This window comes from Niallia yueguangensis (assembly GCF_052663115.1).
Genome location: NZ_JBQTCX010000028.1, coordinates 23,843 through 45,464, shown reverse-complemented (window position 1 = coordinate 45,464; position 21,622 = coordinate 23,843). Strand labels below are relative to the sequence as shown.

Annotated in this window: 17 protein-coding genes; 15 read left to right on the top strand and 2 right to left on the bottom strand. The window is 35.5% G+C overall.

Translation table 11 applies throughout. The annotated features are described in order from the left end of the window. The first annotated feature begins 448 nt into the window (after window positions 1-448). The gene (locus ACTYA4_RS19640) at window positions 449-1,174 is read left to right on the top strand and encodes a response regulator (protein ID WP_445505844.1); all 726 of its coding nucleotides are present in this window, start codon (window positions 449-451) and stop codon (window positions 1,172-1,174) included. Here ACTYA4_RS19640 and ACTYA4_RS19635 read toward each other — a convergent pair. Continuing rightward, on the bottom strand, window positions 1,152-1,328 hold the full coding sequence (locus tag ACTYA4_RS19635; RefSeq protein WP_443483229.1) for an anti-repressor SinI family protein: 177 nt from the start codon (window positions 1,326-1,328) through the stop codon (window positions 1,152-1,154). The two genes, ACTYA4_RS19640 and ACTYA4_RS19635, sit on opposite strands and share 23 nt — an antisense overlap. 240 nt (window positions 1,329-1,568) lie before the next feature. On the opposite strand from ACTYA4_RS19635, the gene ACTYA4_RS19630 reads away from it, so the two are divergent. The 11 genes from ACTYA4_RS19630 (at window position 1,569) to ACTYA4_RS19580 (ending at window position 18,649) form a co-directional block, all read left to right on the top strand. Further along, entirely contained in the window at window positions 1,569-6,722 is a 5,154-nt protein-coding gene (locus ACTYA4_RS19630) for an AAA family ATPase (RefSeq protein WP_443483228.1), read from the top strand. Between the two features lie 523 nt (window positions 6,723-7,245). Continuing rightward, entirely contained in the window at window positions 7,246-8,055 is an 810-nt protein-coding gene (locus tag ACTYA4_RS19625; RefSeq protein ID WP_443483245.1) for a basic amino acid ABC transporter substrate-binding protein, read from the top strand. A 104-nt stretch (window positions 8,056-8,159) separates the two neighbouring features. Next, window positions 8,160-8,816 carry an amino acid ABC transporter permease gene (locus ACTYA4_RS19620; RefSeq protein ID WP_443483227.1) on the top strand — a complete coding sequence of 219 codons (657 nt, stop codon included), beginning with the start codon at window positions 8,160-8,162 and terminating at the stop codon, window positions 8,814-8,816. Beyond that, window positions 8,813-9,535, top strand: coding sequence for an amino acid ABC transporter ATP-binding protein (locus ACTYA4_RS19615; RefSeq protein ID WP_443483226.1), 723 nt, complete (start codon window positions 8,813-8,815; stop codon window positions 9,533-9,535). The genes ACTYA4_RS19620 and ACTYA4_RS19615 overlap by 4 nt, the downstream gene beginning before the upstream one ends. A 527-nt stretch (window positions 9,536-10,062) precedes the next feature. Beyond that, complete coding sequence (locus tag ACTYA4_RS19610; RefSeq protein WP_443483225.1) at window positions 10,063-11,688, top strand: glycoside hydrolase family 13 protein; 1,626 nt, start codon at window positions 10,063-10,065, stop codon at window positions 11,686-11,688. A 272-nt stretch (window positions 11,689-11,960) separates the two neighbouring features. Next, entirely contained in the window at window positions 11,961-13,613 is a 1,653-nt protein-coding gene (locus tag ACTYA4_RS19605) for an extracellular solute-binding protein (RefSeq protein WP_443483224.1), read from the top strand. A 614-nt stretch (window positions 13,614-14,227) separates the two neighbouring features. Continuing rightward, a complete protein-coding gene (locus tag ACTYA4_RS19600; RefSeq protein WP_443483244.1) occupies window positions 14,228-15,139 on the top strand; it encodes an ABC transporter permease in 912 nt (303 codons plus the stop codon). A 17-nt stretch (window positions 15,140-15,156) separates the two neighbouring features. Further along, window positions 15,157-16,035 (top strand): carbohydrate ABC transporter permease, encoded by an 879-nt coding sequence (locus ACTYA4_RS19595; protein WP_443483223.1) that lies wholly within the window; start codon window positions 15,157-15,159, stop codon window positions 16,033-16,035. Between the two features lie 33 nt (window positions 16,036-16,068). Beyond that, window positions 16,069-16,755, top strand: coding sequence for a YesL family protein (locus tag ACTYA4_RS19590; RefSeq protein WP_443483222.1), 687 nt, complete (start codon window positions 16,069-16,071; stop codon window positions 16,753-16,755). 122 nt (window positions 16,756-16,877) lie between these two features. Further along, complete coding sequence (locus tag ACTYA4_RS19585; protein WP_443483221.1) at window positions 16,878-17,882, top strand: LacI family DNA-binding transcriptional regulator; 1,005 nt, start codon at window positions 16,878-16,880, stop codon at window positions 17,880-17,882. Between the two features lie 116 nt (window positions 17,883-17,998). Beyond that, window positions 17,999-18,649, top strand: a complete 651-nt coding sequence (locus tag ACTYA4_RS19580) for a hypothetical protein (RefSeq protein ID WP_443483220.1) — start codon at window positions 17,999-18,001, stop codon at window positions 18,647-18,649. 119 nt (window positions 18,650-18,768) lie between these two features. Here ACTYA4_RS19580 and ACTYA4_RS19575 read toward each other — a convergent pair whose 3' ends face one another. Next, window positions 18,769-19,263: a L,D-transpeptidase family protein gene (locus ACTYA4_RS19575; RefSeq protein WP_443483243.1), complete on the bottom strand. Its 495-nt coding sequence runs from the start codon at window positions 19,261-19,263 to the stop codon at window positions 18,769-18,771. Between the two features lie 148 nt (window positions 19,264-19,411). On the opposite strand from ACTYA4_RS19575, the gene ACTYA4_RS19570 reads away from it, so the two are divergent. The 3 genes from ACTYA4_RS19570 to ACTYA4_RS19560 all read left to right on the top strand — a co-directional run bounded on the left by ACTYA4_RS19570 (window position 19,412) and on the right by ACTYA4_RS19560 (window position 21,604). After that, window positions 19,412-19,822: a VOC family protein gene (locus ACTYA4_RS19570; RefSeq protein ID WP_443483219.1), complete on the top strand. Its 411-nt coding sequence runs from the start codon at window positions 19,412-19,414 to the stop codon at window positions 19,820-19,822. A gap of 299 nt (window positions 19,823-20,121) precedes the next feature. Then, a complete protein-coding gene (locus tag ACTYA4_RS19565) occupies window positions 20,122-20,622 on the top strand; it encodes an RNA polymerase sigma factor (protein WP_443483217.1) in 501 nt (166 codons plus the stop codon). Continuing rightward, a complete protein-coding gene (locus ACTYA4_RS19560; RefSeq protein WP_443483216.1) occupies window positions 20,615-21,604 on the top strand; it encodes an anti sigma factor C-terminal domain-containing protein in 990 nt (329 codons plus the stop codon). The genes ACTYA4_RS19565 and ACTYA4_RS19560 overlap by 8 nt, the downstream gene beginning before the upstream one ends. The last annotated feature ends 18 nt before the right edge of the window (window positions 21,605-21,622 follow it).

Sequence of the window (21,622 nt, the reverse complement as noted above, 5' to 3'; positions counted from 1 at the left end):
AAAACGACCATCATGTTGGTTAGGAGAGGCGTCCGCACGACTCCTGCGGGATTAGCGAGACAGGCGAGACCCTGCAGGAGCGTAGCGACGAAGCGGCTCGGCGCTCGCCCCGCGGAAAGCGTGTGGTAAGCCTCGGAAAACCAAACGAAAACCTCTTCGTTGCTTAGATTGTCACTACCTATATTTTATAGCATTCACTTTTTCAGTGGCCTCGAGGTACGAGTGAGGAGGCTCGAGCTCGCTAAACGGACGAAGTGTATTCAGGCTGCGGGTTTAAAAGCAACAATCTATACGAAAACAGCCTATCAATTAAATCGACTTTGTTCCCTTGAAAATGTTATAATTTTCAAAAAAGAACAGCTATAATAATGAATGGAATAGCTAAGGATGAGTAGTTGAATTTATAAAATGTCTTCCATAGACAGGAGCAATTGTAGGAGGAATAGGGATGGATGGAGAAAAAATCTTGATTGTCGATGATGATGATGACATTAAAGAAGTGTTGAGGTTGTATTTACATAAAGAAGGATTTCAAATTTTTTGTGCACACAATGGTTATGAGGCATTAACGATAATGGACATGCAAGAACCTGATTTAATTTTCCTTGATATTGTTCTTCCTGATCTCGATGGCTTTGAAATTTGTCAATTAATAAGAAAGAAAACGGATGTTCCAATCGTATTTTTAAGCTCTAAAGAAGAGGATATAGATAAAATATTAGGGTTAAGAATTGGGGGGGATGATTATATTACAAAGCCATTTAGTCCAGGTGTTTTAATTGCAAGAATTAAAGCACATTTAAGGAGAAGTCGTCAACACCGCTCCAAGCTAAATGACAATAAAAAAAATGAAACGAGAGAAAGTGTATTATCATTTCCTGAACTTTCCATTGATTTAGAAAGCTGTGTAGTGAAGAGGAATAATACGACCATTTCTCTCTCGACAAAAGAATTTCAGTTACTATGCTTATTAGCTAAAAATCCTGATCGTGTTTATCCTATTGAGCAATTATTTCAGAACATATGGGGAGAAGACAGCCTAGGAGATAATCGAACGGTTATGGTTCATATTAGCAATTTACGAAAGAAAATAGAAATAGATCCTTCAAAACCTATGTATATTTTAACGGTAAGAGGGATTGGATATAAATTCAATGGCTTTCGGGATCTGTAACGCATCTCTTTTGTAAAAAATTTCTCACCTCTGTAGTTGATAAACCTAATTTTTTTGCTTGCATGATAAGAAGGTACCATTCCTGATCAATTTTTCGTTCTAAATGGTAAAGGTTAGGCGTTTCGAAATGAGTATTTTCAACCGGACTTTTCATTTTTACCCCCCACTTAATAATATTTCTACTAACAGAATAATAAAAATATTATAATTTCAGTATAAATCTACCTTAAGTTTTGCTAAAGTTTTATGGAAAAAGGGCTGCGCTGCGCTTACTTACAAAACTAATGAAAGAAATACGCTGCTGTTTCTTTTTTCTTCTATATTAATATTTAGCCATCATGTGTGAGAATCTACTTTTTTTGTCAAACTAACCTTAAAGCAAGGGTGATGATAAATGATGCAGTTAATTGGTTATAAAGTCGATAAATTATTAGAGTCAAATACATTTTGGAATTATTATTCCGCTTATTCCGCGGTTGATAAAAAAGAAGTCATCATTAGAATGGTAAATAAGCGTTATCAAGATATGTATGATGCAGATGATTTACAAAAGGAATATCATTTCAGCATCCCGTTTTCTCCCAACCTATCTCTATTAAAATACGAAAAAAAGGGTGAAAGCGGAATTTTTGTTTATACACCTTTTCGTGTAAAGTCTTTAGAAGTATTTTTATCCTTAAGATCTGTATCTTTAACGGAATTTTTCACCATTGCTCTCGAACTGACAGAGATTATTGCAAGCATCCATGCAGAGAATATTTTGATTCGGAATTTACACCCAGCTAATATCCTCATTGACTTAATAAATAACCAAGTTGATTTAATTGGATTGCAAGAAGCTATTAACTATCGAAAGGGAAAGACACCTTTTGAAAAGGTAAAAGGAATAAATGATATCAACCACATGGCCTATTCTGCTCCAGAAATGACGGGAAGAATGGATCGAGAGGCTGATAATCGGACAGATCTATATGCTCTGGGAGTTATTTTTTATGAAATGCTTACGAAAACGTTGCCTTTTGCTAATACAGACCTAGGTGACCTGATTTACGCTCATTTTACAAAGATTCCTTTATCACCGAAACAAATCGACTCTCAAATCCCTGAAAGTTTGTCCAAACTTATTTTAAAATTATTATCGAAAATGCCGGAAGACAGATACCAATCCGCTGATAGTCTATTATTTGATTTGAAAAAATGCTTTATAGAATATAAAGAAACAGGAGTCATTCAAGATTTTATTCTCGGAACCTATGATCGAAAGAAGCCAAAAGAGCAGGCCATGTATGGACGTAGTGAAGAGCTTCATCTCCTTCTTGAAACATATGAGAAAGTAATGGCTGGACAGGTTGAAACGTTATTTGTTTCTGGTCCGTCTGGGAGCGGGAAAACGACGCTTGTCAACCAATTAAAAGCGGCAGCAGAAGAAAATGAAGGCTTTTTTCTTTCTGGTAAATTTGATCAATTATCAAACAATAAACCATTTGTTCCAATCACACAAGCTTTTCAAATGTTTGCGAGAAAAATTGTATCTTCAGGCAAAAAAACGATTCAAGAATGGAACGACTTGTTAATGAGCAAGTTAGGGGAGCAAATGAATGTTATGACTTCCTTTCTTCCTGAACTAGAGTGGATTGTGGGGGAAAAACCACATCCAGAAAATGTATCCTCTATGGAAAGCCACACAAGATTTTTATTCACTTTTCAAGCTTTTATTCAGACCATTGCAGGCAAAGCTCCCATTGTCCTATTTATTGATGATATTCAATGGGGGGATGCTGCTACTTTTGACATACTTAATTATGTAATCAAATCACCTGAACTAAAAAATATTCTGTTTATTTTCGCTTTCAGAAATGAGGAAGAGATGGGAAATAGCGAGTATATGGATAAGCTTCAAACAGAGATACAAGCAATTGGAAGATCCCACCTTTCTATGCCTTTAACCTTTTTAAAAAGAGAAGAGGTGCAAGCATGGATTTCCGATTATTATGAATTAGCTTCAGCTTCATTGAGGGAGCTGTCCTCTTACATGTATCGTGTTACATTAGGGAATCCATTTTATATTCAGCAGCTATTGCAAACTGTTGAATTTCAAAAATTGATGGAAACGTACATAACAGAAAAGGAGAATAAGCCAAGTATAGAACCTCCTCAGCTGAAATTACATGATAATGTAATTGATTATTTAGTTTTCCTTATTAATAAACTGCCAGATGATTTAATAACCCTTTTAAAAACAGCCTCTTGTTTTGGGAATGAACTAAACGTAGAGGATCTTTCACTTTTTTATGGCCAAAAGAGGGAAAATGTAAGAAAACAACTTTTACAAGCTGTGGAAGAGGGATTTATGATTCCTAAACTTTCCTCTATTATCGAGCATGATGAAAAAGAAAATCCACATTTTATGTTCATCCATGATAGAGTCCAGCAAGCGCTTTATCAAATGTTGTCCACTTCTGAAAAAGTAAAAATGCACAAAGAAATCGGTCAGTATTATGCTAAAAAGCTTCCGAGTCAAATAGACAAACAGGATCTTTTCAATGCTGTCGAGCATTTGAATAGGAGTAAAGAAGTTTTAGATGAAAACGACCGTTTCCAACTAGCTGTATGGAATAAAGAGGCTGGTGAAAAAGCAATCCTAACATCTGCTTTTGAATCCGCGTTGCAATATTTTCAAAAGGCAAAGGAGCTTCTTCCAAAAGATGCTTGGATTGATCACTATCCATTAACATTTCAAATTTATATAGGGTATGGGGAAGCAGCTTATTTAAATAGACAGTTTGCAATATCGGAACAGGCATTTAATGACTTATTAACGTATGGAAAGACAATCGAAGAAAAGTTGGAAGTGTATAACTTAAAAATTATTTTATACAATTATTTGTTTCGAGTCGAAGATGCCGTTCGTACTGGCATGGAGGTACTAAATCTTTGTGGTTGGAAAATATCCAAAAATCCACATAAGCTTGCCATTTTACAAGAGCTTTTAATAGTAAAAAGCAGATTAACGAAAAAGAAACTTAACAACCTCTTAGAATTGCCAAAAATGAAGGAAAAGCAGAAAAGGTTAATAGTACAAGTCATTAATAATGTGAATGGTTCTGCTTACCATGATAATCAAAATTTATCGGCTCTATTAATGCTTAAAGCGTTATCGTACACATTAAAATACGGAGATACAGATATTTCAGCGATTGTATATAATAACTATGCTTTAATTCAAAGTGCTGCTTTTGGAAACATAGATAAAAGCTATGAATTTGGAGAATTATCGATTAAACATGCACAAAAAGAAGGGAAAAAGAGCATTTTAGCACAAGTATATTTAGTGTATGGAATATTTATAAATCAATGGAAGAGTCACATCTCACATAATATAACCTACTTACAAAATTCGCAAAAATATAGTATCGAGTCAGGTAATATGTTTCTAGCTAGTGCAGTAAGTTCCTTTATTTCATTAATCAAATTGATTAATGGAGATTCACTTGAAAAAGTAGTTGAAGAAGTAAATAAGCAGTTTCAATTTGTCAAACAAATGAACCATGAATTATCGATAAATTTTCTACGTGAATTGGAGCATTGGCTTCAAGTTATAATGGAGAAAGATATTCAGCCTAACTATAATATTCCTTTTTTGCAGGACAGTTCTTCAAATGAAATCATGCATTATACATTACGATTGCAAATGGCGTATTTACTAAATGAAAAGGATCAAGGGATCAAAATAATCGAAAATTTAGAACCTTTGATCAATAAAACATTCATTTTAGTAAATGCTCCAGAATACTACTTTTATCATACCTTGTGGTTATGTCGTTTATATCGAGAAGCTCCAAGATCAAAGCAGGGAAAATATAAAAAAGCACTTATGCATGATTTAAAAACAATGAAAAAATGGGCGGAACACTCGCCGCAAAATTATCAACATAAATACGCAGCGATGAAAGCGGAAATCGATTCGATTGTTTTTTTTAATAAAAATAGTGAAGGAATGTACGATCACGCAATCCAAGTGGCGATGGAAAATGGATTTGTACAAGATGCAGCTATTATTAGTCAATGTGCAGGGAAATATTATAATGAAAAAGGACTTTTGAAATTAGGAAGCTTATTTATGAAAGATGCATATGATCTTTTTCAAACTTGGGGTGCTGTAAGGATTGCTGAAAAAGTTTTAGCAGCATATCCCGTTATTAAAAAAGAACTTTCTGAAGATGATAAAAAAAAGGATCTTCAAACAGGAATGGATGTAAACGCAATTATCAAAGTTTCGCAAGCTTTATCAAGTGAAATTAAACTAGAGCAGCTTGTTATAAAAATGATGCACACCTTGATAGAGATTGCAGGGGCAGAAAAAGGGTATTTATTATTAAATGAAAAAAATGATTTGCAAAAAGTAATCAAAGGGAGTAATCAAAACGGCGTAAATCTGCTTGGGAATATGGAACTCGATGCGCTGAAAAAGGAATTGGCTGTGGAATTAATCCATTACGTACATACAACATTAGAGCCGATTGTGTTGGAAGATGCCGCAAATAATGGACTGTTCACCAATGAGCGCTATATTAAAGCTTTTAAACCTAAATCAATTCTTGCTTTTCCCATTTTGCATCAAAATCGTTTAATTGGCGTATTGTACTTAGAAAACAATTTAATTACGCATGCTTTTACACAAGAAAGAATTGAAATTCTCTCCTTACTAGCTTCTCAAGCAGCGATTTCTATTCAGAACGCACAAATATATTCGATTCTTGAAGAGAAGGTAAAAGAAAGAACAATCGATTTAGAAAACGCAAATGTTGAATTAGAAAAAGCAAATCAACACCTTGAAGAAGAAAAGAAAAAAAGAAGAGAGCTTCTTTCTGATATATCACATGATTTAAGAACACCGATTACATCAATTCAAGGTTATATTGAAGCCATTTTAGATGGAATTGTCGATACTCCAAGACAGCAAACTTTTTATTTAGAACGAAGCCTAGTTCGGATTAAATCCTTAAATCGACTTATTCTTGATTTATTTGATTTATCCCAGCTTGAAATCGGCAGTATTTCCTATTCTTTTGAAGCTGTATCGATTCGCAATCTTTTTGTATATATTACAAGCTTATTTGAATTAGATGTACAGGCTGAAGGGATAGAATATAAAGTGATAATGCCTAATCTAAATGAGCTGGACTTCCCAATTGTTTATGTCGACCCTGGGAGAATCGAACAAGTTTTGGCAAATTTGATTTCCAATGCATTAAAATTCATCCAATCCGGCTACATTGAAGTTCGCCTAGAAATCAATAACGAACAACAAACAGTTTCCATGTTTGTCACAGATACTGGATCAGGAATTGATCAAGACGATTTACCGCATATTTTTGTAAGGTCTTTTACTAAAAAAGGAAAATCAAAACAGGAAGGGAACGGATTAGGTCTTGCGATTTGTAAAGAAATCATCACCGCCCATCAAGGAAATATCGAAGCGATAAGTGAAGTCGGCAGAGGAACCACCGTATATATTGAGCTTCCAATTGTTGAAATGATTGACTAGGTGCCTTGAAGATTATTGTTAAGTTGGCTGTTTTCTCAAAGTTTTTGAAAAATGGGAGAAGTACTCAGCAGACTGAATACACGTAGACTCCTGTGGGAATGCGAGAAAGACGAGACCCCACAGGAGCGTATGCGACGAGGAGGCTCGACGCTCGCCCACGGAAAGCGAAGTGTATTCAGGCTGCGAGTTTAAAAACAACAATCTATACGAAAACAGCCTTTAAGTTTAAGTACCTGCCCCTAGTGAAACAGCACTTTATTGCACTTGGGGGAGTCACTATTGCCAAGTAGTGAAAATAATTGTTAGATTTTCTAACAATGTCGTTGTATATATATCGAAAAACTGTTATATTTTTAAAAAATACAATATACAATATGCATTTTTCGATATTGAATAGTTAGAAAAAGGAGGTATAATAAAAAGGTTTGTGCTGTTTATTTAAAGCACTTGAGGTATTTGTATTTCCATGATTAAATTAATAAATGTCATAATTTTTCTAAAATTCAGGAGGTATTAAATGAAGATGAAGAAATTTTCTATTTTTATTTTAGCACTCAGTTTTGCTTTATTCCTATCTGCATGTGGGACAAGCACAGATAAAAGTGAAGGTGATACAGAATCTAAAAAGTTGAGAGTGGTGACCGATGCAGCCTACGCACCATTTGAATATATGGATAAAGGGGAAATTGTTGGCTTTGATGTAGATTTTCTTAAAGCTGTAGCAAAAGAAGCAGGCTACGAATATGAGCTTGTTCATGTTGCGTTTGAACCGCTGTTATTAGAAGTAAAAGATAAGACAGCTGATATAGGGATTTCTGCTATTACAATTAATGATGAAAGAAAACAAACATATGATTTTTCAGTGCCTTATTTTTTATCAACAAACAAAATCTTAGTTCCAGAAGGCAGTGACATTAAAAATGCAGCTGATCTAAAAGATAAGGTTGTTGCCGTTCAAAGTTCAACAACTGGACAGGAAGCAGTTGAAAAACTTCTTGGGAAAAACAATAAAAATATTAAAAAGTTTGAAAATACGAACTTGGCGATTATGGAATTAACAAGCAACGGGGCAGATGCTGTTGTTGCGGATAATACGGTTGTTGAAGAATATGCAAAAAATAATCCAGATAAAAAATTAATCGTTATTGAAGATAAAGGCAGCTTTGAACCTGAATATTATGGGCTGGCTTTTCCAAAAGACAGCAAATTAAAGGCAGACTTTGATAAAGCGATTAATACATTATACGATAATGGAACTTATGCAAAAATTTATCAAGAATGGTTTAAATCAGAACCAGATACGGAGGATTTAAAAACACAGCAGAAAAAATAGTCTTTTACAATGAAATGAAAAGGATATAAACAAAGTTGCGTAGCTCTAATGCAAAAGTGTTACGCAACTTTTCGGTTTAGAGAGGAATTTATAGGGGGAAAAATATGGACTTTCGAACGGATATTATTATAGAATATGCTCCACTTTTATTGCGAGGAACATTGCTTACGGTTGCTTTAACCATTGCAGGAATTTTAATTGGAACAGCTTTAGGATTAATAGTTGGCTTAGGAAAAATAAGCAGAAATAAAATAATTGCTTTTCCTTTTGTCTGTTTTATTACATTTTTTCGAGGCACCCCATTACTAGTACAGATTTTAATTGTTCATTTTGGTGTAGTTCCATTGTTTATAGGGGAGACGAATGCGATTGCTGCAGGGGTTATCGCGCTTTCATTAAATGCCTCAGCCTATATTGCTGAAATATTTCGAGCTGGAATTCAATCCATCGATAAAGGACAAATGGAAGCAGCTCGTTCACTTGGGATGAATCATGTTCAAGCCATGAGATATATTATTTTGCCTCAAGCATTTAAAAGAATGATTCCACCCCTTGGAAATGAATTTATTGTATTAATAAAAGATTCTTCCTTAGTTTCAGTGATTGCAGCACCAGAGCTTATGTACTGGGGAAGAGCGATGGGTGCCGAATATTTCCGCGTATGGGAGCCATACCTTTCTGCTGCATTTATCTATTTATTATTAACGTTGATATTAAGCTTCTTGTTAAATCGACTTGAAAGAAGGTTGGCAGTGAAATGATTAAAGTGGAAAAATTAAAAAAGTCATATGGTGAACATGAGGTTTTAAAGAATATTAACATAGAAATAAAACCACAAGAGGTTGTCGTTGTTATAGGACCTTCAGGATCTGGAAAATCAACATTTTTAAGATGTATCAATCTGTTAGAAAGCATTACAGAGGGACATATATACATAGAAGGTATTGATATTTCAGATAAAAAAACAGATATAAATAATATTCGAACAGAAGTAGGAATGGTATTTCAGCAATTTAATTTATTCCCTCATATGACGGTACTTGAAAATATTATGCTTTCTCCTATAAAGGTAAGAAAAATGGAAAAAGAAAGTGCTCGGCAAAGAGGGTTGGAGCTGCTGAAAAAAGTTGGGCTGGAAGTGAAAGCCAATGTATATCCAGATTCATTATCTGGTGGACAAAAACAGCGTGTTGCTATCGCAAGAGCACTTGCAATGGAACCGAAAATCATGCTGTTTGACGAACCAACTTCAGCATTAGATCCAGAAATGGTTGGTGATGTGCTAGAGGTGATGAAGCAGTTAGCAAAAGAAGGAATGACGATGGTAGTCGTGACTCATGAAATGGGTTTTGCAAAAGAAGTAGGCGATCGCGTCATATTTATGGACGGTGGATATGTGGTGGAGGAAAATATTCCAAGTGAATTATTTGCCAATCCCCGTGAGAGCAGGACAAAATCTTTTTTGAGCAAAGTACTCTAGAATAGGTTTTTTAAAAAGTTCAGAAACAAGTATTAACCCTATAAAATTCTATACGAAAACAGCCAATTAAATAGGTATATCTAAACGCAAAGAAGCTATTATTCTTTGCGTTTAATCTTGATGTATGAATCATGTTGTCGATGCATATCTTTAAAAATGTAGAAAAGAAACGATTTCTTTAGTTAGGCAAATGAATAGGATAGATTTTATTCGTTATGATAAACCCAATTTTTAATTTGCTTCATTCACTGATAAATATAGTGGATTAAATAAAAAACGTAAACGTTTACTATTAAATTGTTGACTGTTATGAAGTGACATGGTAAATTTAAGAAAAGTAAACGTTTACATTAATGTGGAGTTTGCTTAAAGGTAAACGCTACTTTCGTTGAGTTTTGTTTAATTGTATTAAAATGGTTTAGGTTTACCGTAAACGTAAACGTTTACGCAAGTTCGAATTTGCTAATGACGTAAACGTTTACTTAGGTAAAGGGTTGCTAATTAAGTAAGCATGAGGAGTGTGTTCAATGAAAATGAAATGGTGGCAGACTGCAGTGGTTTATCAGATTTACCCGCGAAGTTTTCAAGACAGCGACGGTGATGGAATTGGTGATTTAAAGGGTATTATCCGTCGATTAGAGTATTTAGAAAAATTGGGGATTACCGCTATTTGGCTAAGTCCAGTATACCAATCACCGAATGATGATAATGGCTACGATATTAGTGATTATGAAGCTATTATGACGGAATTTGGCACGATGGATGATATGGATGAGTTGATTAAACAGGCTGACCAGCGAAACATCAAAATCATTATGGATTTGGTTGTTAATCATACATCAGATGAGCATAAGTGGTTTATAGAATCTCGTAAAAGCAAAGACAATCCATATCGTGACTACTACGTCTGGCGAGATCCTGTAAACGGCGAGGCACCTAATTCACTGAAATCAACTTTTAGTGGTTCAGCATGGGAATATGATGAAGAAAGTGGTCAATATTACTTACATCTATTCAGCAAAAAACAACCAGATTTAAACTGGGAAAATGAGAAAGTTAGACAAGAAGTCTGGGATATGATGAATTTTTGGCTCGAAAAAGGTGTTGGCGGATTTCGAATGGACGTAATTGATTTAGTTGGAAAAATTCCAGACAAAGAAATAACAGGAAATGGCCCCAAATTGCATGATTATTTACAAGAGATGAATAGGGAAACCTTTGGCAAATACGATGTGTTGACAGTAGGAGAAACATGGGGAGCTACACCAGAAATTGCTAAGCTTTATTCTAATCCAAAACGCAATGAGTTATCCATGGTCTTCCAGTTTGAGCATATTGGTTTAGACCAACAGCCTGGCAAAGAAAAATGGGACCATAAACCGCTTGAGGTGAATGAGTTAAAGCAGGTCCTTAGCAAGTGGCAAACAGCATTAGGCAATGAGGGTTGGAACAGTTTGTTTTGGAATAACCATGATCTGCCAAGGATTGTATCTCGTTGGGGAAATGATACAGCCTATCGTGTGGAAAGTGCAAAAATGTTTGCGATTTTACTGCATCTGATGAAAGGAACACCTTACATTTATCAAGGGGAAGAAATTGGCATGACCAATTACCCTGTCAATGATATAAGTGAAGTTGAGGACATTGAAAGCATAAACATGTACCATGAACGTTTAGCGAATGGCTATAAAAAAGAAGAAATTATTGCTTCTATTAATTCTAAAGGGCGAGATAACGCTCGGACACCGATGCAATGGGACGATACAGAAAATGCAGGCTTTACAACTAGAACACCTTGGCTGCATATCAATCCAAATTATCATGAGATAAATGTAGCTGCAAATCTAGCAGATTCGAATTCTATTTTTTACTGCTATCAAAAATTAATTCAATTAAGAAGCAAGAATCCAATTGTTGTTTGGGGAGAGTTTGAATTAGTGACGGATGTACCTGAGCAAGTCTTTATGTATCTGCGTCGTTATGAAGGCCAAACTTGGGCTGTAATTGCCAATTTTGGGGAAGAAAATACAACTCTTCAACTACCAGATTTGGGACAAAGTGATGAGGTAATTATCAGCAATTATGAAAAATTATCGGCTGACTTTAATCACTTGGATTTAAGACCATATGAAGCATTCGCAGTAAAACTATGACGTTGGTTAAATGATTTGGCTGATTTCTCAAAGTTTGTTGTTTTTTACGTAAAAAATGGAAGAAGAAGTACTCAGCAGCCTGAATACACGTAGACTCCTGTGGGAATGCGAGAAAGACGAGACCCCGCAGGAGCGTATGCGACGAGGAGGCTCGACGCTCGCCCACCGGAAAGCGAAGTGTATTCAGGCTGCGAGTTTAAAAGCAACAATCTATATGAAAACAGCCAATGATTTAAATCGTATGAAAACCTAATAATCAGGAGGAAACATTCATGAAGAAATTTTTCTCATTAAGTGCTGTATTGCTGCTGTTACTTGGTGTTTTGGCAGGATGTGTTAAAATGGGCTCCAGCTCTGAAGATGCGGAAACAAAAACGGTTGCATCGACAGAAGAATTAAAACCTTTCGGGAAATATGAAAAAACCGTTACTTATACTGTTGGGAAGGCAACACCAGGTATTCCTAAACTACCTAATGGGCAAACATACGAAGACAATGCTTACACACGTTACTTAAAAGAAAAGCTGAATATTCAAAATAAAAATATGTTTGAAGCGCAAAATGGGGAGAACTACGATCAGAAAGTTTCTATGGCAGTAGTATCAGGTGATTTACCTGATATTATGTCAGTTAATGCAGATACATTACGGGAATTGGTCGAAAATGACATGATTGCTGATTTGACAGATGTTTATGAAACGAGTGCTTCTGATTATGTGAAAGATAAATATAATTCTTACGAAGGGCGAGCATTAGAGGCAGCGACATTTGATGGTAAACTAATGGCCTTGCCATCAACACAAAATGCAAACATCCCAACAATGCTATGGCTGCGTAAAGATTGGTTAGATAAGCTTAGATTAGATGAACCGAAGACCATTGATGATATGGAGAAAATTTTAACACAATTTGTCCAAAAAGATCCAGGCGGCAACGGTAAAGGAAAAACGGTCGGTTTAGCCCTTTCTAAATCAGTTGGTGGGTTATACGGATCATTGTTCCAAGCTGATAATATCTTTGCAATTCATCATTCTTTCCCACGTCAATGGATTGAACAAGATGGGAAAGTAGTTTATGGGTCTATTACGGATGAAACGAAACAAGGATTAGGCATATTAGCAGATTGGTACAAAAAAGGTTTGATTGATCCACAGCTTGCTGTACGTGATAGCATTGAATCATTGATTGCAAGTGGTGAAGCTGGTGCGTTCTTTGGCCCTTGGTTCTCACCTGACTATCCGTTGAACGATGCAAGAAAGAATAATGAAGATGCCGATTGGCAGCCATACATCATTTCTCAAGATGGCAGTGGTGAAATCACAGCCTACACACAGAACCCAGCCAGTGAATTTTATGTGGTAAGAAAAGGCTTTGAACATCCAGAATTACTGCCTAAAATAGCAAGCGCGTTAAACGATAAGTTAGTTCGGGAAGATCTTAACTACCAGCCAGTTATTGATTTTAACAAAGGAGGTTTTGATGGTGGGAAGCCATTAAATATTGCTGTTAACTTTAATGATGCAACGGCACAGATGTATAAGGATCTTAAAGCAGTTGTTGATGGTGAAAAAGATTTTGAGACATTAACGCTTGATGATCGCACGTCCTATCAAAAGATTGAAGGTTATTTAAAAGATCCAGCAAAAGCAGATGCTAACCAATGGAGCGGCTATATGTCTAGAATGGTAGCTGGCAAGTTAATGGCTGATACAAAGGTTAACGAAATAAACCCTGTTTTCTTTGGCCAAACACAAAGTATGAAACTAAAATGGGCTAACTTAGTTAAATTAGAAGATGAGGCGTTCTTGAAGATTGTAACTGGTGAAGAAGATTTAGATTACTTCGATAAGTTTGTTAATACATGGAAGAAAACAGGCGGCAGCGATATTACCAAAGAAGTATCTGAAGCTATTAAAGAAAAATAATAAGAGGTGGGTACAAGTTAATAATTGTATATAGGCATTTTTTCTAAAAGTTTGTTGTTTTTGATTAAAATAATAAACATAGCTAAAGCACTGAGCAGCCTGAATACACGTAGACTCCTGCGGGAAAAGCGAGAAAGACGAGACTTGAGCAGGAGCAAAAGCGACGGCACTGAAAAAGTGTTTAATTAGATAAATTATAGGTGAAACACTTAATTTATTAGGATAAAAATGGTATAGAGAGTTTGAAAACGACCATCATGTTGGTTAGGAGAGGCGCCCGCACGACTCCTGCGGGATTAGCGAGACAGGCGAGACCCTGCAGGAGCGTAGCGACGAAGCGGCTCGGCGCTCGCCCCGCGGAAAGCGTGTGGTAAGCCTCGGAAAACCGAACGAAACTTCTTCGTTGCTTGGATTGTCACTACCTATATTTTAAAGCATTCACTTTTTCAGTGGCCTCAGCAAAAGCGACGAGGAGGCTCGGCACTCGTCCGCGGGTTAAATAACAACAGTCTATACGAAAAGAGCCTTTCTATAAAATATTTTGTTGAAAGAGGGTACCGTGGGAAATGGAAATAAAAAATAAACATGTAGACCAGTTGCAATATCCTCTAAAGATGACACCGGGAAGGAAAAAAAAGAAAAAACGTAAAGGTCAGCTGGAGTATCATTTAATGATGGCACCGGGCATGATTTTTTTGATTATTTTCAGTTTTGTGCCGATGTTTGGGATTATCATGGCATTCCAAGACTATGTACCTGCTAAAGGTATTTTAGGGTCTAACTGGGTTGGTTTGGACAACTTTAAATACATGCTGCAAATTCCGGATAGCATGAAGATTCTAAGGAATACAGTGATTATTGCAGTTGGTAAAATTATTCTCGGAACTTTAGTACCTATTATCTTTGCATTATTGTTAAACGAAATTAGATTGAAATGGGCTAAAAAATCCATTCAAACCATTGTCTATTTGCCAAACTTCTTATCTTGGGCAGTCGTGGCAGCGGTAGTAATTAACGTATTTGACTATCATGGACCAGTGAATGATTTCTTACAAGCACTAGGATTTAAACCAGTTTTGTTCTTAGCGAGCAATGATTGGTTTAGAGAAATTATGGTTGTATCAGACGTTTGGAAAGGTTTTGGATATGGTGCAATCGTGTATTTGGCCGCATTGACAGGGATTGACCCTGGTCTTTATGAGGCATCTTCGATTGACGGGGCTAATCGCTTTAAACAATTGCTGCATATTACCATACCTGGAATTTTGCCGACCATTATGCTGATTTCAGCACTTAATCTAGGGAACATTCTGAATGCTGGTTTTGACCAAATCTTTGCCTTATATAACCCGATTGTGTATGAAACTGGGGATGTTATTGATACTTATGTGTACCGCGTCGGTCTGTTGGGACAACAATATAGTTTTGCGACAGCAATTGGCCTATTGAAATCTGTAGTATCCTTTACGCTGCTTATAGCAGCTAACAGATTATCTATGAAACTAGTAAACATGCGGATCTTTTAAAAGGGGAGTGAAAGTGGATGAGATCAAAAACGTTTGGAAGTCGATCAGCAGATATATGTATTTGGGCTGTGTTATTGCTGTTGACGGCGCTGTGTTTTTTACCGCTGCTTAATATGGTGTCTATCTCATTTAGCGACAAATCTGCGGCTCAAGCGAATCTTGTTGGTTTATTGCCAGTTCATTTTAATTTTAGTGCGTATCAGCTGTTGCTAGAAGATACACAGTTTTGGCGTTCATTTATGATTTCTGTGGAAAGAGTTGTGTTAGGGACCGCGTTGAATTTGCTGTTATCGGTTCTGATGGCCTATCCACTGTCGAAAAGTAAAAGGGAATTTGGTGCACGCAATATTTATATGAATCTTATGATTTTTGCGATGCTTTTCTCAGGTGGGATGATTCCAATTTTCATCGTTGTTAAGAGCTTAGGTTTGATTGATACCATTTGGTCGCTTATTTTACCAGGAGCGGTGCCGATCTTTAACGTTATCTTGTTAATGAACTTTTTCAAGAGTATTCCAAATACGTTGGAAGAAGCTGCCATTATGGACGGTGCGTCAAAATTAAAAATTTTGTTCAAGATCTACTTGCCAATTTCACTGCCTGCATTAGCAACGATTGGACTTTTTTCCATGGTGGGGCATTGGAATGATTACTTCAGTGGTTTGCTTTATATGAACAGTTCTGCTAACTATCCACTGCAAACTTATATTCAACAATTAACCGTTGACGTTACTAAAGTTACGGATCCGTCACAATTAAAGGCTTTAGCATCGGTTTCAAACAAAACTCTGAATGCGGCTAAGATTGTGGTCTCTATTATTCCGGTGCTGTTAATTTATCCGCTGCTGCAAAAATATTTTGTAAGCGGGTTAGTCATTGGGTCTGTCAAAGAATAACACAAGTTTATTTGTTTTATAGGGAGGTGCAAAATGAACAGGTCCCATCTCAGTAATAATATGATCAAGAGGCTCTATATAATTCTAAAACTGACGGGTATTTGGTGGCTATTTAATGCACCGTATGTATTTTTAGGAGTAAATCTTTTGGCTGCTCCAGATGTAGCAAGCGTACACACGATAGTCATCATCGGTATTGTCTTATTGCCGTTTGTGGCAATACCAGCGACGGTAGCTGCCTTGGCAATTGCAAGAAGATATGTAAAGGGTGATGATTCGTTTCCATTTTTTAAAGCATTCTGGAATTATTATAAAAGAGAGTATGTAAAAAGTATGGTCTTAGGCTGTCTAAATGCCATAGTTTTGATTGTCTTTTACCTGGCACTAAGGTATTATGCCGCGCTGTCTTCACCATTGGCAATCGTCTTTTACGTGTTGGTCATCTTGACACCATTTTTCTTTTTGTACGTTTACAGTTTTCTAGTAGATCAGGAGCTGCCATTGAAGGCGTACCTGTACAATACGATATTTCTATTGCTTATGCATCCTTTGAATACTATTCTCATGATTTTGAATGTCCTGGTTGCAGCTTACATTTTGTGGGTGGTATTACCGCCATTATTAATCTTTATTTTACCAGGATTGTCAGTACTAATTGTGACTTATTTTTATCAAAAGAGTATGGGTCTTGAAATAAAAAAACAAGAAATCAGATTATAAACTTTATGCAAATCAGTAATCCATATCGGGGTGCGTCAATACGCAGGCTAGCTTCTCATTGACTTTAAAAAAGTAAGGTGATATATATATTTATTAAACGTTTACGTAAAAGGGCTGAGAACATGAATGTAACGATAAAGGATATTGCACGTATAGCGAAAGTATCGACAGCAACAGTTTCAAGAGTTCTTAATGGGGTTGGGGGCTACAACGAAGAAACGAAAAAAAAAATAATGAACGTAGCAAACGAACTAGGGTATAGAAGAAATGAAAATGCACGGAGTCTTGTTAAAAACTCCAGCAATATCATTGGGGTTATTATGCCGAATGTTGCAACGATTTTCTATGGAGATATTGTAAGTGGAATAGAGAGTGTTGCCTATAAGAACGGTTATAGTGTGATCATTTCGCATTCTGGTGTTAATGGAGATAGGTTAGTAGAGTGTGTCAAATTAATGGCAGAAAGAAAAGTTGATGGATTAGTGATTGTTACAGTCGAGTTAAGCAAGGACCAAATAAAGTTGGTGAAATCACTGAATATTCCCCTTATATTATTATCTACTGATACACCAGATAAAGATGTTCCTTATATTAAAGTGAATGACTTTGACGCAGCGTATTCTGCAACTCAATACCTAATTGAAAATGGACATGAAATAATCGGGTTAGCGGGTGTAAACCCTAAGGACAGGGTAGCCGGGATACCTAGGATAGAAGGTTATAAAAAAGCATTAGAAGACAATAGTTTATCTTTTGATGCAAAATTAGTAAAACATGGAGATTTTAGTTTCTACTCAGGCAAAGAAGCAATGGAATCTTATCTGCAAGAAAAAGCAGATTTATCTGCCGTTTTTTGTGTTAGTGATGATGTGGCATTAGGAATTATTTCTGTAGCATATGATTATGGTATAAAGGTTCCTGATGATTTATCTATTATTGGCTATGATAATACGAGAGTTGCAGAAATGTCTATTCCACCATTAACTTCTATTGGGCAGCCCTTTTGGGAGATGGGGAATGAAGGATGTAAAATAGTGATAGAAGCAATTCAAAGTAAGAAAGAAATTCCATCTGAAATTATACCTTACCGATTAGTAGTACGAAAATCTGTAAAAAAAATAAATTAGTTATTTAGCAATAATGAAACTTTTTCCATCGTATGATCGTATATTCATTTAACTTAACGAATCATAGCTGCCTATTTCCCTATTAGAATGGCAGGGGAAAAGGAAGGGGTTGGAAAATGCTAAATATCTTTTTTATTCTGATTTTCATTAGCAGCGTCTATTATCTACTTAAGTATCGATTAAATATAAAAAAAGCAGTGGAAATTTCAACAGATGCTATTTATCCTCAACAAGAAGACGAATTTTGCAGTATTCTAATCCCAAATGAATGGAAAGAGATGGAATGCCTCTCAAAAAGTACGAGATCCTACCAGTTTGTTAAATGGGGGACTGTTGCAGCACTAGTATTTTTATCCGGCATATTAATCATTTTACTTGCAACAGACTGGTTAGAGTCAATGTATTTAAGTGCTGCCTACTGGTGGTTTTACATTATAATCTCGATTAGGCATCGTGGAAATCTATTCATTTTAAAAGATGGACTAATAATAAATGGAAAGTACTATTTGACAAATGAAATAAAGTCGTACGAAACAGAACAAATTATCAGATGGCATGAGCTTTATGGTTTACATTCTCGCTTGAATAATGCCTATAAATTGACTATTAATGTGAAAAAGAAGTTTTCTCCATCAAATATGATCGTCGTTGAAGACCGTATTCATCTTGAAAAAATTATATTATTGCTTGAAGAGCAGGGGATCCCTTATGTAGAAAAAAAGGAGAAAGGTCATTTGATGATTGGAAATGATCGTAATAAAGCTTAGGTTAGGCACTTTCCAAATAAGGGGAGTGTCTCAGGCTGTCGACAAACGCTCGATTTCTTCGTTGTTTATCTTGGCTGTTTTCTCAAATTTTATTGTTTTTTCCCTACACACTTAAAAAATTACGGATGAATGGACACTGCTGTTCCTATTGGAACAATCCTTGATAATTCCTCTACATCTTTATTAAACATTCGAATACAGCCTTTTGATACGGCTTTGCCAATCGAACTAGGATCATTCGTTCCATGAATACCATAGTGTTCTTTAGATAAACTCATCCACATGGTACCGAATGGACCTCCAGGATTTGGAGCTTTATTGATAATGATAAACTTTCCAACTGGTGTCCCGAATAATATTCTTCCAACAGCAATCGGATATTGTTTTTGCAATACACCGTCTTTTAGCAGTTTCAGCCAACGATTATTAACAGATACATCAATCTGATATGGAATGGTTTCAGTTAGAGGAAAACCCGGTATTACAATGGATTGACCAGGATAAATAACATTTGGATTTATAACAGGGTTAGCACGAATGATTGCCGACAGTGGTGTACGATAGTCTTTTGAAATCTGAGTCAGTGTTTCACCTGGTTTAACGGTATGAATCAGTCTAAACACCTCCATAGGTTATAAGGTTCACACTACATTCTATGTAGATGATAAAAATTGATTCCTATAGGAATTCGCTTTTAAAGTGATAGCTTCCTAAGAAAATTCCAAAGGATATATTGAATCTAAAAAGAGGAGCACGAACATTATGAGATTAGATATGGTAGGTCTTAAGGTAAAAAATATGGCAAGGTCTTTGATGTTTTACCAGGCATTAGGTTTTGACATTTTAGCAGGAGGTCCTGATGAACCTTATGCAGAGTTAAAAAATGATGGAGTGCGTATTTCTTTAAATTTGCTGGATATGCTGACAGAGGTTTATCAAGTGTCTTTAGCAGATGTTCAAGAACCAATTGGAACTGTAATTCCAAAAGTGGAGCTGGCTTTTATTATGGATGAAGTGAAAAGTGTGGATAAAAAATGTCAGGAATTAAAAGAGCAAGGGTATGAAATTTATTGTGAACCATGGGATGCATTTTGGGGTCAACGCTATGCCATTATTAAAGATCCAGATGGCAACCTTCTAAGTATTTTCGCGAATTTAGATGGAAAAATATAAAGCAAAAGTTATAGATGGAGAAAAGAACGAAATTGCAGAAATAAAATGGGAGGATGTTGGTACTGCTAATAATGTAATGCCTTACCATTCAGGTGAAATAGAGAGCTTATAAAAATCTTAATCACCTTATATTTTTCAAAAGTGAATGTTAATGAATCTTTTCAATGAACAGGTGCGTTTCTGTACGATACAGGAACGTTCTTTTTATTAGAGTAAGTATAAAAAATTTTTTCGATGTTTATGGTATTCGAATGTAAACTTTTCTTTTTGATAAACGTCTAGTAAGCAGGAGGATGAAGATGGATGACATAAATAAAAATAATCAACTAAATTCAGAGCTTAATATCGTATATCGATACTTATGTAAAATAGGTATATCTCAGACAGATGCAGAAGATGCTGTTCAAGATGCAGCGGTTAAATATCTACAGCATTATGATTCAATAAAAACGTCCAAGGTACGCAGTTGGCTATTCCGTGTTGCCTTAAATTCTCACTATGACCAATATCGAAAACAACAAAGGTATGATCTAAATGAAAACATGGAAACAGTAAAAATCGATTTCAATAAGCTTCCTGAAACCATATTTCTTGATAAGGAACGGAACATGGGACTTAAACAGGCAATTTTTAAATTAAAACCAAAATATCAAGAGCTCTTGTTATTAAAGTATTATTCTGGTTTATCTTATGATTCCATTTCAGCATTATTAAATATGAGTATTGGCTCAGTAAAAACGAATTTATATAGGGCGAGAAAACAATTGGCAAAAGTATATAAGGAGGAAAGTCATGGATGATAAAAATTCCAAAACAGAGAAAGAAATTGATTTTTTAAGCAAACCATCATTACAGGTGGCTATAAAAAAGGCAAAAAGAAAACAAATGATTAAATACATACTTATTGCATCTATTACCACGATTATCTTATTGTTTATTGTCTTTAATGGCAGCCAGTATATTCTAAATAAAAAACTGGACAATAATGAATCTCTTTATGACAGTATTCATGGAGCTAATATTTCTTACGGAAATACATGGTATAACCATGATATATTTAGTGTAACTGCAGAGACAACATACCGTAAAAATATGGGTGACCGCTCCATACTTTGGGATAAAAAAACAGAGGAAATACCTTTATTTGGCAGAAAAAAACTGATTGAAAGAGGAAGCGGAATGATGGAAATGTATGCACTAAATGATAAGGATAAACGGGAAGTTCGTTATAATGACTTTAATAATGAACGCAAAATAGATTTTTATTATCCTAAATTATCGTACGATTTTTTACCAGACGAAATAGATATCGTAGATTCATTACATGAACATGTAATAATCGAGATTGCATTATCATTTAAAGAACCAATGACCATAGATGAATTAGGCAGCCGACTTGGATATAAAAATGTTAATTGGCTATGGGCTGATACAACAACTTCAGCTCAAATGGAAAGAATGGAAAAGGAATTGGATCATGATAGTTTAAAAACAAAAGGCGGAGGAGGAGCCTTTGGAATAGATGTTCAGTCTGAAACTCCTTACTCTGAGGAGATAAATCAGATTTTTATTAATAAATTATATGAACTAGACGAAACAAATCAGCACAAAGGTGAGGTTAGAGAGGCTCTTAAAGGAATTAAAGAGGCTACAAAATCAAATAGCAAAGAATTAAAATACAATGGAGCAGTAGTAACTGGTACTAAAAAGGAACTCCAACGATTTCAAAAATTAGATTTCATTCGTGCTTCTGTTCTTGGAGCAACGATTGATAAGTATTAATGTAATTTCTAAATGAAT

What these genes read in the sequence shown, in the direction of transcription:
- ACTYA4_RS19610 (WP_443483225.1), top strand. Translation starts at nt 10,063, where the DNA reads ATGAAAATGAAATGGTGGCAGACTGCAGTGGTTTATCAGATTTACCCG.
- ACTYA4_RS19560 (WP_443483216.1), top strand. Translation starts at nt 20,615, where the DNA reads ATGGATGATAAAAATTCCAAAACAGAGAAAGAAATTGATTTTTTAAGC.
- ACTYA4_RS19570 (WP_443483219.1), top strand. Translation starts at nt 19,412, where the DNA reads ATGAGATTAGATATGGTAGGTCTTAAGGTAAAAAATATGGCAAGGTCT.
- ACTYA4_RS19640 (WP_445505844.1), top strand. Translation starts at nt 449, where the DNA reads ATGGATGGAGAAAAAATCTTGATTGTCGATGATGATGATGACATTAAA.
- ACTYA4_RS19600 (WP_443483244.1), top strand. Translation starts at nt 14,228, where the DNA reads ATGACACCGGGAAGGAAAAAAAAGAAAAAACGTAAAGGTCAGCTGGAG.
- ACTYA4_RS19620 (WP_443483227.1), top strand. Translation starts at nt 8,160, where the DNA reads ATGGACTTTCGAACGGATATTATTATAGAATATGCTCCACTTTTATTG.
- ACTYA4_RS19585 (WP_443483221.1), top strand. Translation starts at nt 16,878, where the DNA reads ATGAATGTAACGATAAAGGATATTGCACGTATAGCGAAAGTATCGACA.
- ACTYA4_RS19625 (WP_443483245.1), top strand. Translation starts at nt 7,246, where the DNA reads ATGAAGAAATTTTCTATTTTTATTTTAGCACTCAGTTTTGCTTTATTC.
- ACTYA4_RS19595 (WP_443483223.1), top strand. Translation starts at nt 15,157, where the DNA reads ATGAGATCAAAAACGTTTGGAAGTCGATCAGCAGATATATGTATTTGG.
- ACTYA4_RS19615 (WP_443483226.1), top strand. Translation starts at nt 8,813, where the DNA reads ATGATTAAAGTGGAAAAATTAAAAAAGTCATATGGTGAACATGAGGTT.
- ACTYA4_RS19630 (WP_443483228.1), top strand. Translation starts at nt 1,569, where the DNA reads ATGATGCAGTTAATTGGTTATAAAGTCGATAAATTATTAGAGTCAAAT.
- ACTYA4_RS19590 (WP_443483222.1), top strand. Translation starts at nt 16,069, where the DNA reads ATGAACAGGTCCCATCTCAGTAATAATATGATCAAGAGGCTCTATATA.
- ACTYA4_RS19565 (WP_443483217.1), top strand. Translation starts at nt 20,122, where the DNA reads ATGGATGACATAAATAAAAATAATCAACTAAATTCAGAGCTTAATATC.
- ACTYA4_RS19605 (WP_443483224.1), top strand. Translation starts at nt 11,961, where the DNA reads ATGAAGAAATTTTTCTCATTAAGTGCTGTATTGCTGCTGTTACTTGGT.
- ACTYA4_RS19635 (WP_443483229.1), bottom strand. Translation starts at nt 1,328, where the DNA reads ATGAAAAGTCCGGTTGAAAATACTCATTTCGAAACGCCTAACCTTTAC.
- ACTYA4_RS19580 (WP_443483220.1), top strand. Translation starts at nt 17,999, where the DNA reads ATGCTAAATATCTTTTTTATTCTGATTTTCATTAGCAGCGTCTATTAT.